Origin of the sequence: Parasphingorhabdus sp. SCSIO 66989 (genome assembly GCF_032852305.1) — a bacterium.
GTDB classification, from domain to species: Bacteria; Pseudomonadota; Alphaproteobacteria; order Sphingomonadales; family Sphingomonadaceae; genus Alterisphingorhabdus; species Alterisphingorhabdus coralli.
In genome coordinates this window covers 2,885,487-2,902,599 of record NZ_CP136594.1, presented here as the reverse complement: position 1 = coordinate 2,902,599, position 17,113 = coordinate 2,885,487, and the positions used below count along the sequence as shown (strand labels likewise).

Here is a 17,113-nt window from a genome sequence, read left to right as displayed (position 1 = left end):
AGTGCGCTAGCAGCCCGGTTCGACAGGCTCAACCGATTTGGTATCTAATTTGGCGATAGTCGCGCTATATCAACAGGCGAGACGCCCGCTGGTTGTGCAATGCGGCAAAAACGGCTAGAATCTTGGATTAACAGGCGGGGCAAAGCCGAAAACGAAGCATCAATGCCGTCGGCCCTCCGCGTCGCAAGGAACATTTATGATCTATCACGCCTATGAAATGCAGCGCTCCATGCTGGCGAGCGCAAGTGCCTGGGCGAATATGAGCGCACAATTTCTCAATAATCCCGCCAATCCACTGTCCTATATCGGTGGCGGACCTGCATTAGCCCATGCATTGGACGTGTTCGCCCACGCCTCGGCCCCGCGCGGCAAGCCAGCCTTTGGCATTGAGAGCGTGGATGTCGATGGAAAGCCGCAGCCGGTAACCGAAGATATCGTGCTGCAACTGCCCTTTGGCCAGCTTAAGCGTTTCCGCCATGCCGCATTGCCCGACAATGCACCGCGACTGCTGATTACCGCACCAATGTCAGGCCATTTCGCGACGCTGCTGCGCGGCACGGTGGAGCGGATGATCCCGCGGCATGAGGTGTTTATCACTGACTGGCGTGATGCGCGGCAGGTGCCCTTGGCCGAGGGTTCTTTCGATCTTGATGACTATATTGACTATGTCATCGCGTTTCTGGAGCATATCGGCCCCGGTGCGCATATGCTGGCGGTGTGCCAGCCTTCGGTGCCGTGCTTTGCCGCTGCTGCGGTGATGTCGGGCGAAGACCATGATTGCCGCCCCCGGACCTTGACCATGATGGGAGGCCCGATTGATACCCGCGAGGCGCCGACATCGGTCAACCAGATGGCGATGCAACGGCCGCATAGCTGGTTTGAGCAGAACGCGATTACCACCGTGCCGATGCAATATCCCGGCGGTGGCCGCCGCGTTTATCCCGGTTTCCTGCAGCTGGCGGGCTTTATGTCGATGAATCTCGGCAACCATATGCTCAGCCATTGGGAGATGTTCCGCCATCTTGTCGATGGCGACGGCGAAAGCGCGACCGCGACCAAGGATTTTTACGATGAATATCGCGCGGTCTGTGACATGACGGCGGAGTTTTATCTGCAGACGGTCGATCATGTGTTCCAGCGGCACCTGTTGCCACGCGGCGAGATGATGCATCGCGGCACGCGGATTGATCTCGGCGCGATCCACGATATCGGCCTGTTGGCGATTGAAGGCGAACGCGACGATATCAGCGGCATCGGCCAGACCCGCGCCGCGCTGCATCTCACACCGGCGCTGGATGAAAGCTATAAATTCTACGATCTGGTGGAGAATGTCGGCCATTACGGCATTTTCAACGGCAGCAAATGGCGCACCAAAATCGCTCCTGTTGTTGAGGAGTGGATATTGGAGCATAATGGTTAGTAGTTAAATACCCGGCCATTGTCGGCCCCGCGAGCCGCAGGCGACCGAAGGTCAACGCGGGGCCAGGGCTTTTTTTGAATCACGCGGAGGCGCGGACACGCGGAGAAAAAAGTAAATCCTCCGCGTCTCCGCGCCTCCGCGTGAGAAATGCTTTCCTAATTCAGAAGCCTGATCCCCGCCTTCGCGGGGATGACGAAAATATATGCAAGGGTTTTCTTTAGGCCTTTTCCCATCCGGCTGAATCCCCTACATCACCGCGCATGATTACACTCAAATCTGCAACCGTAGAACGCTGGACGCTCGACAACGCGTTCACCATTGCCCGTGGCAGCAAGACCGATGTTGATCTCGTCGTTTGCGAGGTTACCGACGGCACACATATTGGCCGGGGCGAAGGCACGCCGATCTATTATGAAGGCGAGACAGCCGAGCTGTGCGTCGAGGCGATTGAGATGCGCACCAAGCAAAATCGCCCGATCAGCCGCGAGGATTTGCTGGAATCGATGATGGAAGGCGCGGCGCGCAATGCGCTCGATTCCGCCCTTTGGGATTTGGAGAGCAAGGCAAGCGGCAAGCCCTTGTGGCAATTGGCGGGCCTGCCCGAACCCAAGCCGCTGGTAACCGCCTTTACCATTTCTTTGGGCGAGCCGGAGCAGATGCAGGCTGATGCCGCCAAGGCGGTTGAGGCGGGCTATCAGCTGCTCAAGGTTAAGCTGAATGGCGAAAACGATATGGCGCGGCTGGCGGCGGTTCATGCCGGTGCACCGGGCGCGCGGATCATCGCCGATGCCAATGAGAGCTGGGACGAGATTGATATTTTGAGCATGGCCATCGGCACCGCACAATATGGCGTGGAGCTGATCGAACAGCCGGTTTCTGCCGGCTTTGAGGATGAGCTGATGGCGGTGGAAACACCGGTGCCGTTCTGCGCCGATGAAAGCTGCCACACCAGCGAAGACCTTGACCGGGTTGAAGGCTGCTTTGGCGTGGTGAATATCAAGCTCGACAAGACCGGTGGCCTGACCGAGGCGCTGAACCTGATGGAAAAGGCGCGGATGCGGGATCTGAAAACCATGGTCGGCACCATGCTCTGCACCAGCCTCGGCGCAGCGCCGGCCTTTGCCCTAGCGCAAAAGGCGGACTGGGTTGATCTCGACGCTCCTGCGCTGTTGAAAAAGGATCGTGAGGGCGGCTTCACCTATAGCGGTGGCATGATCCACCCTCCTGCCTAGAGCGGCGTTATGGGTGGTACAGACAGGCCCGTCACTGCTCCGCGTATTGTTACCGACCGTTTGATCCTGCGCGCTTTTGAACGCGCAGACTTTGACGCCTTTTGCGGTATCCGGAACAAGCCCGAGGTGGTGAAGCATATCTCAACTGAACCGCAGAGCCGTAGCCAGCTATGGCAGAAATTTGCCTATGCTTCCGGCCTATGGCCGCTTTTGGGCCATGGCGTGTGGGCGGTGGAGCGGCGCGAAGGTGGGCAACTGATCGGTGATGTTGCTTTAGCCGATTATCAGCGGGATTTTTCGCCGCCATTGCCGGGGCCGGCTGAGCCGGGCCGCTTTGGTGTCTCCTGGCCCGAGGCATCATGGTTGTTCGACAGCGAAGTACATGGACAAGGCTATGCCAGTGAGGCTCTAACCGCGGCGCTGGATTGGGCCGACACCCATTTGGCTGTGCCGCTGGTCTGCATCATTACACCGGACAATCTACCGTCTATCCGCTTGGCCGAACGGCATGGCTTTATTAGGGTCGGCGAGCGCATACATAGCGATGACCCCGTGATCGTTTTTCAACGTGGCTAAACCTCAGAAAAAACAAGAGAAATAAGTGTGGCCTGTGTGGTTTTCCGCGCAGTGCATAGTTCCGCTATGTCATAAAAACTTGCCATAATGTTAAATATATCTAACATAAAGGTAGATTGATTCGACATGGTGTTAGAAAGGATATGCATATGCCATTCCATGAGAAGATAGCCTGGGCGGCTTTGCTGACTATCATCGGGGGCTTTGGTGCCTATTTTTCCAGCCTGATCTACGCCGCGAGTACCGACACGGTTTCGCTTGATTATTTTATCGGGCTGCTGATTGTCGTCGTGGTTGGCGTGGTTGTTGTCATGATAATCGCAACCTCAGCGATTGCGATTATGGCGCGAGAGGATGCGCATGCGAACCGCGACGAGCGCGACCAGATGGTAAGCAATCGCGCTACCAGCATCGCCTATTTTATATTGCTGATCGGCGTTATCATCGCGGTGTTCAGCGTGCATCTGGGGGCAGGTCTGTTTTGGATATTGAACGCGATATTGGCGGTGATCGTAGTGTCCGAGGCGATCCGCTATGGTGCCAAAATCTGGCAATATCGTCAGGGCTAAGAGCGATGGCGCGACCACCCTTTAGCAACAGCATCCGCCGTTTGCGGTTCGATGCAGACCAGATGACTCAGGCAGAGCTTGGCGCGAAGGTTGGCGTCACCCGCCAGACCATCGCCGCGATTGAGCAGGGCAAATATTCGCCAACGCTGGAAACCGCCTTCCGCATCGCGCGGACCTTTGGTCAGCCTTTGGATGCGGTGTTTAGCTGGGATGAGGGCAGTGAATGAAAAGAGGTGGGGAGCATGAGCTCCCCGCCTTTTTTGTACTACTCTTACAATACCTCGAAAAGCCCAGCCGCGCCCATGCCGCCGCCTACGCACATGGTGACGACGACATGCTTGGCACCGCGGCGTTTGCCTTCGATCAGCGCGTGGCCGACACAGCGTGCGCCGGTCATGCCATAGGGGTGACCGATGGAAATCGAACCGCCATTCACATTGAGCAGCTCATCAGGGATACCCAGCTTGTCGCGGCAATAGAGCACCTGCACCGCAAATGCTTCATTGAGTTCCCACAGGCCGATATCGTCCATCTTCAGGTTGAAGCGCTCGAGCAGAGCCGGGACGGCATAGACCGGGCCGATGCCCATTTCATCGGGCTTGGTACCGGCAACCGCCATGCCGACATAGCGGCCAAGCGGGGCCAGGCCGCGCTTCTCGGCAACCTTGGCTTCCATGACGATAGAGGCGGAGGAGCCATCGGAAAGCTGGCTGGCATTACCGGCGGTGATGGTCTTGTCCGGGCCGAGCACTGGCTGCAGGCCCTGCAGACCTTCCAGCGTTGTTGTCGGGCGGTTGCCCTCATCCTTGGTGATGGTGACCTCCTGCTCGGAAACCTCACCGGTTTCTTTGTTCTTGTACATCATTTTGGTGGTGATCGGGACGATCTCGTCGTCGAAATGACCCGCTTCCTGCGCCGCTGCGGTGCGCATCTGCGACTGCAGTGAATATTCGTCCATGACTTCGCGGCTGATGGAATAGCGGTCGGCGACCACCTCGGCGGTTTCCAGCATCGACATGTAGATATCGTTATGCATCGCCACCAGTTCCTTATCCGGCGAAACCCGCATTTCCGGGGTCTGCACCAGACTGATCGACTCCTGACCACCGGCGGCGACGATATCCATATTGTCGACAACTACCTGCTTGGCGGCGGTGGCAATGGCCATCATGCCGGATGAACATTGGCGGTCAATGGTCATGCCGCTGACCGAGATTGGCAGGCCCGAGCGCAATGCGACATTGCGGCCCAGATTGCCGCCCTGTGTGCCCTGTTGCAGCGCGCTGCCCCAGACACAATCCTGCACTTCGCCGCCTTCAACGCCGGCGCGCTCAATCGCGGCGGTCAGCGAATGGCTGCCCAGGGTCGGGCCAGCGGTGTTGTTGAACCCGCCACGATAGGCCTTGCCGATCGGGGTACGGGCGGTGGAAACAATAACTGCATCACGCATGGGGAATTCTCCTTTTCTTCAGTTCGTATGATTACGCTTTTTTGATCACGCAAAGACGCTAAGACGCAAAGTTGTCGTGCTTGTTGACGATGCGCTTTATACCTTCTTTGAATGTAGCTGCTCCAAAGTTCATCAAGAGGCCAAGTGGCAAATCGAGCAAACGAAGATAGGTAAGCACTTGTTTGCCGTGGACAGGTTGTAGCCTTTCAACCGATTTCAATTCGACTAGCAGGCTGTTCTCGATAAGGAGGTCGGCGCGAAATCCCTCAGCATGCACAATCCCCTTATACTTTATTTCGACCGGCTTTTGCCGGTCGACCCTAAGACCTCTTCGTTCAAGCTCGCCCGCAAGCACTGTTTCATACACAGTTTCCAACAGCCCCGGTCCGAGCTCTTTATGGATATGAAATCCTGCATCCACAGCTATGCGGGCGAGATTTTCAAGAGGACTTTCCACCTAAGACCCTTTGCGTCTTAGCGTCTTTGCGTGAGTCTAAATTCAAACAAAAAACTGGCTGATCCACTCGGCCATTAGGGCGGGCTTGTCCTCGCCTTCAATCTCTACGGTGAACTCCAGTGTCTGTTGCCACTGGCCGGGGCGTTTTTCTTCGAGGTCGAGCAGCTTGAAATGGCCGCGCACACGCTTGCCGGCGCGGACCGGGGCGAGGAAACGGGTTTTGTTGCCGCCATAGTTGACGCCCATTTTTACGCCATCGACGCGCGGGCAATCGGACTTGGCCATCATCACCGGGAACAGCGACAGGCTCAAAAAACCATGGGCGATGGTGCCGCCAAAGGGTGTCAGCTTGGCTTTTTCTTCATCAACATGGATGAACTGGTGGTCGCCGGTGGCATCGGCGAATTTGTTGATCATCTCCTGATCGACCAAAATCCATTCCGATGAGCCAAGGCTTTCACCCTTCTTCTCGAGCATTTGCTGTGGGGTAATCGCGGTCATTCTAGCATCCTCCGTTTGCGTTTCTGTTTGCAACTCTAGTGCCGCAGCAGAGCCAAGGACGCAAGGGGCAGAATGGCAGATATTACGCGGTGATAAGCGGCCTATTCCGGCTTCACGGTAAACCCGTCTTTGGGATAGGGCATGACCATCTTGCCATCGGGTGCGGCGGTGAAGGTTGTCTGGGTCGGATAGGCGAATTCCAGGCCTTTTTCATTGAAACGCTGGAGGATTTCCAGGCCGATGGCGTGGCGCTTGTTATAGACAAATTCATAGTCCGGATTGTGAATGTCGAACTCGATCTCAAAGTCGATCGAGCTGCTGCCAAAGCCGACAAAGCCGGAACGGACAAATTCCGCGCCATGATCCTCGACGATCATCCGCAACATGCCGGGGATTTGTCGCGCCTGGTCTGGTGGTGTCTGATACACAACGCCAATGGCAAAGCGGGTGCGGCGGCGCTCAAGCCGGGTGTAATTGACAATCTCCTTGTCGAGCAAATTGGTGTTGGAGATGATCACCTCTTCACCCGTTAAAGAGCGGAGCCGCGTGCTTTTAAGGCCAATTTTCTCGACCTTGGCGATCGTGTCATCATAGCCAATAAACTCACCGCGTTTGAACGGCTTGTCGAAGATGATCGACAGCGCAGCGAACAGATCAGAGAAAATACCTTGTGCCGCCAGACCGACCGCTATGCCGCCTATACCAAGGCCGGCGACCAAACCGGTAATGTTGACGCCGAGATTGTCCAAAATCACCATGGCCGCGACCGTGAACAGCGCAATGGTGATCAAAATGCGGATTAGCGCGAGCGCATTGCCCAGTGTTTCCGATCCTTGCCCGGCGCTGTCACTGGCGCGGCGTTCCAAAAGGCCGATAGCGATTTCGCGCAGCCATATCGCTGACTGGATGACCGCTGCGATGGTGAACAGAAAGGTGATGACGCGCTCAATCGCTTCGGGGGTGGCGGCGAAGCGAGTGACCAGCCGAATGGAAACGAGCAGCAGAAAGAAAGCCCCGGTCTTACTCAGCGTGCGCCCGACTATTGCAGGGAAAGAATGGCAATCGGCGCGGGTTTCGGCAAAGGTGCGCGCCCGCACCCGCAAGAAACGCAACGCCAGATAAATGGCGCTGCCGATCAGAAATGCGATGAGGATTTCGCTGTAATGCTGATAAAACCAGCTCTCAATCTTGCCCCACATACGCGCCAGCACATCAGGGTCCAGCGCATCAGACAGACCGGGGTCGGCGGCAGCGAGAAAGTGGAATTGCATGGCCGCGACCTAGTCAGTCATTTTACAAAGCACAAGCCCTGTCGCGCGCGAGAAACGCCCCGCTCTATTCAGCGGGCTGCGCCAGCTTGCGCGAGCGTTGCAGTATTGGGCGGAAGGCGGCTTCCTTGCGGCGCCGGTCCAGATAGGTATCGAGTCCGATCTGCATCGCCACCAGCATATAGATAAAGGGCTGAAAAGCGATGCCGACGAAAAGCGAGCCGACCATATAGATGATCTGACCATTTTGTAGCGCCAGAGCAAAAGGCGCGACCCATTCTTCGCCCGGCTTATGTTGTTTGGCATAGCGCCGCCGCACCATCTCCATGCGGACAATGCCACCGCCCATGATACCCAGCCACAGGATCAGGCCGGGAAAGCCCTGTTCTCCCAACATTTCGAAATAGCTGCTGTGATAGGCGCGGCTGGAGTCGACATATTCTTCAACCTCGATTGAGGTACGCGCGCCAGTCTGATTGGTTTCTACCCGTTCTACCTTGAGGCTGTTGCCGCGATAGGCTTCAAAACCGCCGCCCAACGGCCTGTCTTTCACATAATCCAGCGTCCACATCCACACCGCAACACGGGTTGATGCCGATTCATCGGAGCGATGGTCCTGAATTGTGGCCATGCGATCGGTATAGCTTTGCGGCAGTAGCGGCACGGCCATGATCCCCGCAGCGACGGCGAGGCCGGCATAAACAAAGCGATAACGATTGAAACGCAGCATCAGCACGGCCAGGGCGGCAATGCAGACCAGACCTGTTCGTGCCTGGGTACCGATGGGAATCAGCAGACAGGCAAATATCAGTGCATAGGCAAATGCCTTGACCCGCCAATCGGGCGGGAACACCGTGCCATGCTTGGATAACCAAAGCACCAATGGAATGATGGTGATAGCCACACAGGAGATGATTGAGCCTTCATAAAGGCCGCTATTGTCTTCAACCAGCAGTTGGAGGACGCCATAGCCACCGCCACCTGCCGCTGTTTTGATGCCGCCAGTTATGATCAGCGTGCCGACAGAGAGGACGAGAAACAGCGCCAGCGCCTCCAACCGTAACTTGGTCCTGAGCGTCAGGGGCAGGAATATGGCAAAAACCAGAGCTTTCCAGACCCAATCCCATTTTTCGCTCGCTTCTGCGGGAAAGTCCGCCAGGCTGAATGTGGTATAGGCACAATAGAGCAGCAGCAGCGTCATCATCGCTTGGCGCGCGGAAAAACGGCTGTCACGTTTGTCGTCGGCAATCCAATAGCCAAGAAAGGCCAGGACGAAGACAATCAGCGATATCGGCACAGAGTTCAGCAGATAATAGCTCATCCGTTGTGGCGCGATAATGTCGATATAGGCATAGGTCAGCACGAACAGAAACGGCCGTTTTAAGCCATACATGATCAGCAGACCAAGAAATCCGGTGAAGAAGAGATCACGCACAGCTCAGCTTCCCTGATCGCGGTGCTGGCGGTTGCGACGCAGATTGAATCCCGCAGGTTCCGCGTCCTGCTCTGGCGGATCCTCACGGTCCAGATCATCGCGGTGGATGATCCGCCATCCGGCCAGCGCTATCAGCGCATGGGTGAGCAAGATTGAGAATGTATCTACCATAATGGATATAGTATCGCCTATGTTCACAAGATGCCACTGGCTGTAAATATCTCTCCCTAACCCATCTCAGTTGATGACGTGTTAAGCAATTTCAGGCATTAAGCTGAAATGACCATGCGCATTCTGCATATATTGGATCACAGCCTTCCACTCCATAGTGGATATTGTTTCCGCACCAGAGCGATCATGAAGGCGCAGATTGCTGCCGGGCTCGCGGTCGCGGGCCTGACCGGGGTGCGGCACAATCGCAGTGTGGCAGAGGCCGGTGCACCGCCGGCGCATGAAGTGATTGACGGGCTCGACTTCTACCGCACCGCTGGTGATGTTTCTGGGCCATCACCCTTGCGCGAATGGCGTGAAACGCAGATGCTGGCCGAGCGGATTGTCGAGAAAGTGCAAACATGGCGTCCCGATGTCCTGCACGCCCATTCACCCGCGCTGAACGGGCTGGCGGCGTTGCGCGCCGCGCGGCAATGCGAGCTACCTCTGGTCTATGAAATCCGTGCCTTTTGGGAAGATGCCGCGATTGGCAATGGTACCGGCAGCCGCACCAGCGCGCGCTATTGGCTGACCCGGCAATTGGAGAATCATGTGATTGCGGGAGCCGATGCGGTCGCAGTTATCTGTGACGGGCTGAGGCGCGATTTGCTGGCGCGCGGCGTGATTGCGCCAAGCGATCTGGTTGTCGTTCCCAATGGTGTGGATATGGCGCTGTTCGGCAAGGCGCCGCCGCGTGACCATGCGCTGGCGGACGCGCTTGCACTCGATGCTGGCGGCGAGCAGCGGCCGGTTATCGGCTTTATCGGCAGCTTCTATGACTATGAGGGGCTGGATGATCTGATCGCAGCGATGCCGTATCTGGCTGAGCGTCACCCCGAGGCTCAGCTGCTGCTGGTCGGGGGTGGTCCAATGGAGGCGAAGCTCAGAGCGCAGGCCGAGGCATCGCCGGTGGCGGCTAATATCCACTTTGCCGGGCGCGTGCCACATGAGGAGGTTGAGCGCTATTATAGCCTGATCGATATTCTCGCCTATCCGCGAAAGGCGATGCGGCTGACCGATCTGGTGACACCATTGAAACCCTTGGAAGCGATGGCGCAAAACCGGCTGGTCGCGGCGTCCGATGTTGGTGGGCATAAAGAGCTGATCGACCATGGCAAAACGGGGACACTGTTCAATGCAGATGATCCGCAAGACTGTGCCCAGGCCTTGGGCGATCTGCTCGATAATCGTGCAGCCTGGTCGGAGCGAAAATGGCATGCGCGGACATTTGTTGAAGAAAAACGCAATTGGTACAGCAATATAGAGCGTTATCTTCCCGTTTACCGAAAGCTGCTAGGACAAACGGAAGAGCAAGGGCTGGAACAGGCGGCATGAAGATGCCGTTACAGTCTATTGGCACGCTGGGCTGATAATGAGCCGTTAGGACAAGAGATTATGGCGAACACTATTGCCAAGAAAACGACAGACCTGATTGATCGCTTTGGCGCACTGCCACTGGCGGCGCTAATTGGCCTGGTTGCAGGACTAATCACGCTGGTGATTCATAACAGCCTGTTTGAGGCGGCTATCCTCGCTACAGGTCTGAATGAGATGATCCCCGCGGCGGCACCACCTTTGGGCATGACCGCGCGCATAGCCATAGCCATCGCCACTGCCCTGTTCACCATGGGTGTCTGCTCGGTGCTGTTCTCGATGCTCGTTGAAGAGGATGAAGAAGACGATTTTGCTCCGGAAATGTACTATGACGACATCGACGATAAGCCGAAGTTGGGTATCGCCGAGCGCATCCGCAGCTTCCTGCCGTTCAGCTATGGCAGTGTGGATGTCGATGATGCTGATGCTGATGTACATGATCTGAGAGAATTGCCGCGCACCCGGCGCGCCGATAGTCATCCCGATGCCCCGGTGCGTGCGCCGTTGCTCGCCGGTCGTGATCTGACCGAAGAAGAACGCGAAGCTGTTGCCGTTACCGAAAATGATAAGCCAAAAGGCAAGCCTGCAGTCAGTGATCGGCTCAAGAACCTTCTGCCCGTTGAACTGCTGCGCGGGGAGAATAGCGATGACAGCGAACCGCTGGTGGTTAAGCAACCAGAACAACCCCAGCGCATAGCAGAAGATGTACCAGACACAGTAGAGCCTGTGGTTCAGAGCCAGGAGACGCTCGAGCCGTTGGTAGAGGAGTCCGCAGAAGTGCCAGTTAATGACCACCTCGCTGTTCAAGCAGCAGGTTTGGCGGCGTTTCTGGGCCGTGATGCTGATCAACAAGAAGAGTTCACGAACGAAGCCTTCTCAGATGCTGATCATGATGCCTTGGGCACGCTGGATGGCGAGGCCGATCTGGCCACGAAAGCCAATGGAAAGACTGAACTTTCTGAACTGACCATAGATGAGCTTATTGCGCGTTTGGAGCGGGGGCTGGATCAACTGGCGGATACCAATGAGGAGCGCGAAGTCGCGGATGTTGTTCCGCTAACCAGTCCAGAAAGTACCCAAGCCCCACCGGCAGCAGAGGACATCGTCCTGCAAGCGGTTGTTGATGATGAAGAAATCTTAGACGCCGATGCTATGGCTCCTGGCCCAGAAGAGGCTATACCCCAAGATGCCATTGACGAACCAGCTGAGGAAATTACCGAACCGGTAATGGCCGAAAAACTGGCCGGGCCTTTGGCTGAGCCTGTGATGGCTAATCAGGTGGAAGAGGTCGATGCCGCGCTCAAGGCCGCGTTGGAAACATTGCGACAGATGACCGAGGAACAGCGCAGCGCTTCTTAATTCGGCTCACAAATCTTCGTCCTCCAGGCTGAGCAGGCTGGCATTGCCGCCGGCGCTGGTGGTGTCGGTTGAAGTCACCCGCTCGGCGCAGAAGCGCGGCAGATAATGCGGGCCGCCAGCCTTGGGGCCGGTTCCTGACAGGCCTTCGCCGCCAAAGGGCTGGCTGCCGACAATTGCACCGATCATCGAGCGATTGACATAAAGGTTGCCAACCTTGGCCCGTGCCTCGACAATATTGGCCGCACGTGCAACGCGGCTGTGCAGCCCCATGGTGAGGCCAAAACCCTTGGCATTGATGCGATGGATGGTTTCGGTGAGCTTCTCCGCCTTCCAGGTCGCGACATGGATGATCGGGCCGAACCATTCGGTATTGAGATCATCCATGGAATCGAGCTGGATCAGCGTCGGCGGCACAAAAAAGCCGTCTTCTGGCACATCGATGGTCTTGATAATCCGGTCCGAGACACTGTCCCGATAAGCCATCAACTTGTCATAGGCCGCCTGGTCAATCACCGGCCCAACATCGCTGCGCGGATCGCCGGGATCGCCAACCACCAACGCATCCATCGCGCCTTTGAGCATGGTCAGGGTTCGTTCGGCGATATCCTCTTGCAGCAGCAGCAGACGCAAAGCCGAGCAGCGTTGCCCCGCTGACTGGAAGCCGGAAATCACCACATCGCGCACCACCTGCTCAGGGAGCGCAGTGGAATCGACAATCATCGCGTTGAGTCCGCCCGTCTCGGCGATCAGCGGCACAATCGGGCGGTCATCATCAGCCACCAGCGCGCGGGCAATCGCTTTGCCGGTGGGGACCGAACCGGTGAAAGCAATTCCGGCGATGCCATGATGATCGACCAAAGCCGCGCCTTCTTCTGCACCACCGACCAGCAGTTGTAGCACCGCTTCGGGGATACCCGCCTGATGCGCCAATTTGACTGCATAAGCGGCAATGCGCGGGGTTTGTGGTGCCGGTTTGGCAATCACACAATTGCCGCTGACCAATGCGGCGGTGACCTGTCCCAGAAAGATCGCCAGCGGGAAGTTCCATGGCGCGATACAGCCCCAGACACCGCGCCCGCCCATGCGCAGCATATTCTGCTCGCCGGTCGGGCCGGGCAGTTCAATCGGCTGCAATTTGGCCCGCGCTTCGGCGGCATAATAGCGGCAGAAGTCGACCGCCTCGCGCACTTCACCAAGCGCATCGGGAATGGTTTTCTTCGCCTCGTTGACCGCCAGCGCCATGAGCTCGGAGCGATGGTCTTCGAGCAGATCGGCCAGCTTTTCCAAACAGGTGGCGCGTTCTTCGACCGGCTTTGCATCCCATTCTGCGAAAGCCGATTGCGCGTTGGTCACCAGCGTATCGACATCGGTTGCAGCGGGCAGCGTAACATCTGGCGCGGTTGCCATGTCCTCCGCCGTCGCCGCCAATATCTGCCGGTCATCCAGATCAATGCCGCTTGAATTGCGCCGCTCGGGGCCGAATAGCTCTATCGGCAACGGGATCGATGGATGTCGGGTGCCACCGGTTTCCAGCACATAATCCACCGGATCGGCGAGCAGTTCATCGACACTGCGGCTTTCGTCCGCCAGCTGATGCACAAAGCTGCTATTCGCGCCATTTTCCAGCAAGCGGCGGACGAGATAGGCAAGCAGATCACTATGGCCGCCAACAGGGGCATATATACGGCAGCTATGGCCATGCTCATGCACCAGCCGCTCATACAACCCGTCACCCATGCCGTGCAGCCGCTGAAACTCGAAATCGCGGCGATTGCCCGCCCATGCCAATATGGTGGCAATGGTGCGGGCGTTGTGGCTGGCAAAGGCCGGCTCGATATGATCATAATCGAGCAGCGCGCGGGCACAGGCGAGATAGGAGACATCGGTCGCCGGTTTGCGGGTGAACAGCGGATAATCGGAGAGCCCATGTTCCTGGGTAAATTTGATTTCGCTGTCCCAATAGGCGCCCTTGACCAGCCGCACCTTGATCTTTTCGCCGACCTCTTCGCCCAGCGCATTGGCCCAGCCGCATACGGCCAGCCCGCGCTTGGAATAGGCCTGCACCGCCATGCCCATACCGTCCCAGCCTTTCAGCGAAGGCGCGCGACGAACACCCGCGATCACATCCAGGCTCATAATCAGCCGTTCGGATTCCTCGGCATCGACGGTGAAGGCAATATCATGCTTCGCCGCTGCCTCGGCCAATTGCGTCACGCGGTCGATCAGCACTGGCAGGCAGATATCCGACTGCGCCGCCTCATAGCGTGGGTGCAGCGCCGAGAGCTTGACCGAAATGCCATGGCCCGATTGCGGCGTCTTGGCGACTGCTTCAATCGCGCCGGCATAGGCCTCAAAGTAACGCTCGGCATCTGCATGGGTGCGCGCCGCTTCGCCCAACATATCGAAGCTGGCGGTAAAGCCCTTATGCTGTTTGCGGTTCATCCGCTCCATCGCTTCGTCAATGGTGCGGCCCATAACGAAAACCTCGCCCATCAACCGCATCGCCGCGCCGACGGCCTGCCGCACAAAGGGTTCGCCGGTGCGGTTAATCAGCCGCTTGAGCATCGAGGCATTGGCGCTCTCGCCCACCACGGCGCGGCCCAGCACCAGGCCCCATGTTGCGCTGTTGACCAGCGAACTGGCGGATTTACCGCTGTGCGAGCGCCAATTGGCGGTACCGATCTTGTCGGCGATCAACAGGTCTGCGGTTTCGGGATCAGGCACGCGCAAAAACGCCTCAGCCAGTGCCAAAAGCGCGATGCCCTCCGCGCTCGACATGCGATATTCCTGCAGAAACTGGTTTACCCACCCACTCGACTGGGCGCTGCGCAGATCGGCGAGCAGGGCATGTGCCTGATTGAGAATCGCATCTTCCTCGCCCGGTGCATCGGTTTTGGCGATGGCAACCAAGGGCGCGAGCACTTCATATTCGGGCAGGCGGTGCAGGCGGCGCATTTCGGCGCGGGCGTCAGATATGGAGGCGATGGGCGGAATGGCAGAATGCATCGGCTTAGCTCTTTCCAACAAATGTCGTTCCGCTGCTGCTGCGCCGGGCGGTCCGACTATCCGGGGGAGGATCAACCAAAGGTAAAATGGTCGATCTTTTTCGCCTATCGCATTTTTGATTTTTCAGCCAAGCGAAATTGCATGCGGGCAAGGTGAAAATATCCTTTTGGAGCGCATTGCATGGTTGCCGCCAGTTTTTGAGGCTTTATGGGAGTGTCATGCGCCGCATCCGCCGTATTCTTGCCTGTCTTTCGCTGGTCATCCTGCTGGCACCTGGCACATTTTTGCGCTCGCCTGAAGCAGAGGCCAATGATTCGCAGGATATCACGCTGGTCCCGGTCGCGCTTGATTCAGCCAATCCGCAGAAGCGACAGATTGGCGCACTGGATTATATCGCAGGCTGGGAATTGCGCAGTCAGAACAGCAAATTTGGCGGTATCTCCTCAATGCTGGTCGACCCAAATGGCCGGATATTGGCACTATCCGATGGCGGCACCCTGTTCAGCTTTTCAGTCGCACAGGGTTCTGAAGCGTCTGAGGAAGGGGCTTCAGCTAAAGACTTTATCGCCCCGTTACCCGGCTTTCGCGATGAGGATAAGAGCAAAGACTATCGCGATTCTGAATCCTTTGTGCGCGACGCGGAAATTGGACGTTTCTGGGTTGGTTTTGAGGGGAGCAATCGCATTGTGCGCTATGATGCTGCAATGGTTCGCGCCGAGCGCGGCTATCGCCCCAAAGCCATGCGTGCCTGGCCGGATAATGGTGGTCCCGAGGCTATTGCCTTGCTCAGCGATCAGCGCTTTCTGGCGTTTTCCGAGGAGGAGCAGGTTTCTTCAGGCGTGACCCAGGCGCTGATGTTTATTGGCGATCCTACTGACCCCGATGCAGAGGTCATAAGCTTCGGCTATAAACCGCCTATTGGCTATAATATCACCGATGCCACGGTTCTACCCGATGGCCGATTGCTGATTCTCCACCGCCGTTTCACCGTGCTTGAAGGGGTTTCGGCGCGGATCAGCGTTGCCGACCCGGCGGATATTGGCCCGGATGTGCTGCTGCAGGGCAGAGTGATCGCTGCCCTCGATCCGCCGCTGACGGTCGATAATATGGAAGCGATTGCGGTGACGCGCGAAGCCAGCGGAGACGATGAGGCTGGCGATGACGATCTTATGGTGTGGATTGCCTCAGACGATAATTTCAACACGGTGCAGCGCAGCCTGTTAATGAAATTCCGGCTTGATATGGACCGGCTGGATGCAGAGGAAACCGTGAAACCCGGCCTGTCTGCGGTAGAGTGACACGCAAAAAGCCGCTGGAAACAGCATTGTTTCCAGCGGCTTGTAATATCTTCAGCTATGTGCGTGAGCGGGTTGCGCTCAGGCAGCAGCCTTTTTCAGCTCTTTTTTCACCTTGATGGCACGCGCAGAAAGCTTGTCATCAGAGGTTTTCAGCAGCCAGTTGTCCAGACCGCCAACATGCTCAACCGAGCGCAGGCCCGAGGTTGAAACGCGGAATTTGAAGCTGCGCTCCAGCTTGTCAGACATCAGCGTAACATTCTGCAGATTCGGCAGAAACACGCGCTTGGTCTTGTTGTTTGCGTGGGATACATTGTGGCCCACCATACGGCCCTTGCCGGTCAGTTCGCAGATACGCGACATCGTTCACATCCTAGAATCAAAATCTCGTTGGGAAGCGCGGCACATAGCGGTCAGCGCCGGGATCGTCAATGGACAAAGCGCTTTACAATCTACAGGCCATGCGGTTTAGCGCCGCTATGGCAGGCGGAAAACCCGGAATGTTTATGGATCAGGCGCTGGAACAGGCGCGAGAGGCCATGCGGCTGGGCGAAGTCCCCGTAGGCGCGGTCATTGTGCGCGATGGAGAAGTTATTGCCACGGCGCATAATAGCCCACGCGCCGATTATGATCCAACGGCCCATGCCGAGATTGTCGTTTTGCGCCGTGCAGCCAAGGCACTTGGGACATCACAGCTTATTGATTGCGACCTGTGGGTAACACTGGAGCCCTGCGCCATGTGCACAGGGGCTATCGCCCATGCGCGCATCCGCCGCCTTTATTATGGTGCCAGCGACCCGAAGGGCGGCGCGGTCGAGCATGGCCCGCGGCTTTTCAGCCAACCGACCGTGCATCACCGGCCGGAGGTTTATGCCGGGATTGCCGAGGAGGAGTCGGCCGAGTTATTGCGAACTTTTTTTGCGGAGAAGCGTTAGCCCAGATGCCTGCGTCACCCCGGCGA

17 protein-coding genes are annotated in these 17,113 nt (G+C 57.3%); 9 read left to right on the top strand and 8 right to left on the bottom strand.

Annotated features, from left to right (window positions below; all coding sequences use genetic code 11):
- Positions 1-196 precede the first annotated feature (196 nt).
- From RB602_RS13550 to RB602_RS13530, 5 genes are all read left to right on the top strand, one after another.
- The gene (locus RB602_RS13550; protein WP_317081237.1) at positions 197-1,420 is read left to right on the top strand and encodes a polyhydroxyalkanoate depolymerase; all 1,224 of its coding nucleotides are present in this window, start codon (positions 197-199) and stop codon (positions 1,418-1,420) included.
- A gap of 260 nt (positions 1,421-1,680) precedes the next feature.
- Complete coding sequence (locus RB602_RS13545) at positions 1,681-2,652, top strand: dipeptide epimerase (protein WP_317081235.1); 972 nt, start codon at positions 1,681-1,683, stop codon at positions 2,650-2,652.
- 9 nt (positions 2,653-2,661) lie between these two features.
- Positions 2,662-3,228 (top strand): GNAT family N-acetyltransferase, encoded by a 567-nt coding sequence (locus RB602_RS13540; RefSeq protein WP_317081233.1) that lies wholly within the window; start codon positions 2,662-2,664, stop codon positions 3,226-3,228.
- Between the two features lie 149 nt (positions 3,229-3,377).
- Complete coding sequence (locus RB602_RS13535) at positions 3,378-3,797, top strand: hypothetical protein (protein ID WP_317081231.1); 420 nt, start codon at positions 3,378-3,380, stop codon at positions 3,795-3,797.
- Between the two features lie 5 nt (positions 3,798-3,802).
- Complete coding sequence (locus RB602_RS13530; protein ID WP_317081229.1) at positions 3,803-4,024, top strand: helix-turn-helix transcriptional regulator; 222 nt, start codon at positions 3,803-3,805, stop codon at positions 4,022-4,024.
- Positions 4,025-4,068: 44 nt separating this feature from the next.
- Here RB602_RS13530 and RB602_RS13525 read toward each other — a convergent pair whose 3' ends face one another.
- The 6 genes from RB602_RS13525 to RB602_RS13500 all read right to left on the bottom strand — a co-directional run bounded on the left by RB602_RS13525 (position 4,069) and on the right by RB602_RS13500 (position 9,079).
- A complete protein-coding gene (locus tag RB602_RS13525; RefSeq protein ID WP_317081227.1) occupies positions 4,069-5,247 on the bottom strand; it encodes an acetyl-CoA C-acyltransferase in 1,179 nt (392 codons plus the stop codon).
- A gap of 58 nt (positions 5,248-5,305) precedes the next feature.
- Positions 5,306-5,704 carry a GxxExxY protein gene (locus RB602_RS13520; protein ID WP_317081225.1) on the bottom strand — a complete coding sequence of 133 codons (399 nt, stop codon included), beginning with the start codon at positions 5,702-5,704 and terminating at the stop codon, positions 5,306-5,308.
- 42 nt (positions 5,705-5,746) lie between these two features.
- Entirely contained in the window at positions 5,747-6,205 is a 459-nt protein-coding gene (locus RB602_RS13515; RefSeq protein WP_317081223.1) for a MaoC family dehydratase, read from the bottom strand.
- Positions 6,206-6,306: 101 nt separating this feature from the next.
- Positions 6,307-7,476, bottom strand: coding sequence for a mechanosensitive ion channel family protein (locus RB602_RS13510; protein ID WP_317081221.1), 1,170 nt, complete (start codon positions 7,474-7,476; stop codon positions 6,307-6,309).
- A gap of 64 nt (positions 7,477-7,540) precedes the next feature.
- Positions 7,541-8,908 carry a putative O-glycosylation ligase, exosortase A system-associated gene (locus RB602_RS13505; RefSeq protein WP_317081219.1) on the bottom strand — a complete coding sequence of 456 codons (1,368 nt, stop codon included), beginning with the start codon at positions 8,906-8,908 and terminating at the stop codon, positions 7,541-7,543.
- Between the two features lie 3 nt (positions 8,909-8,911).
- Entirely contained in the window at positions 8,912-9,079 is a 168-nt protein-coding gene (locus RB602_RS13500; protein WP_317081216.1) for a hypothetical protein, read from the bottom strand.
- A 114-nt stretch (positions 9,080-9,193) separates the two neighbouring features.
- On the opposite strand from RB602_RS13500, the gene RB602_RS13495 reads away from it, so the two are divergent.
- Positions 9,194-10,453 (top strand): TIGR04063 family PEP-CTERM/XrtA system glycosyltransferase, encoded by a 1,260-nt coding sequence (locus tag RB602_RS13495; RefSeq protein ID WP_406568373.1) that lies wholly within the window; start codon positions 9,194-9,196, stop codon positions 10,451-10,453.
- A gap of 60 nt (positions 10,454-10,513) precedes the next feature.
- Entirely contained in the window at positions 10,514-11,851 is a 1,338-nt protein-coding gene (locus RB602_RS13490; protein ID WP_317081212.1) for a hypothetical protein, read from the top strand.
- A 6-nt stretch (positions 11,852-11,857) separates the two neighbouring features.
- On the opposite strand, the gene RB602_RS13485 is transcribed toward RB602_RS13490, so the two are convergent.
- Complete coding sequence (locus tag RB602_RS13485; protein ID WP_317081210.1) at positions 11,858-14,857, bottom strand: L-glutamate gamma-semialdehyde dehydrogenase; 3,000 nt, start codon at positions 14,855-14,857, stop codon at positions 11,858-11,860.
- A 218-nt stretch (positions 14,858-15,075) separates the two neighbouring features.
- Here RB602_RS13485 and RB602_RS13480 point away from each other — a divergent pair, with 218 nt between their 5' ends.
- The gene (locus tag RB602_RS13480) at positions 15,076-16,155 is read left to right on the top strand and encodes an esterase-like activity of phytase family protein (RefSeq protein WP_317081208.1); all 1,080 of its coding nucleotides are present in this window, start codon (positions 15,076-15,078) and stop codon (positions 16,153-16,155) included.
- Positions 16,156-16,233: 78 nt separating this feature from the next.
- Here the strand turns inward: RB602_RS13480 and rpmB are convergent, their stop codons facing one another.
- The gene (gene rpmB / locus RB602_RS13475) at positions 16,234-16,515 is read right to left on the bottom strand and encodes a 50S ribosomal protein L28 (RefSeq protein WP_317081207.1); all 282 of its coding nucleotides are present in this window, start codon (positions 16,513-16,515) and stop codon (positions 16,234-16,236) included.
- Between the two features lie 143 nt (positions 16,516-16,658).
- Between rpmB and RB602_RS13470 the strand changes: the two genes are divergently transcribed.
- Positions 16,659-17,087 carry a nucleoside deaminase gene (locus RB602_RS13470; protein WP_317084555.1) on the top strand — a complete coding sequence of 143 codons (429 nt, stop codon included), beginning with the start codon at positions 16,659-16,661 and terminating at the stop codon, positions 17,085-17,087.
- Positions 17,088-17,113 lie beyond the last annotated feature (26 nt).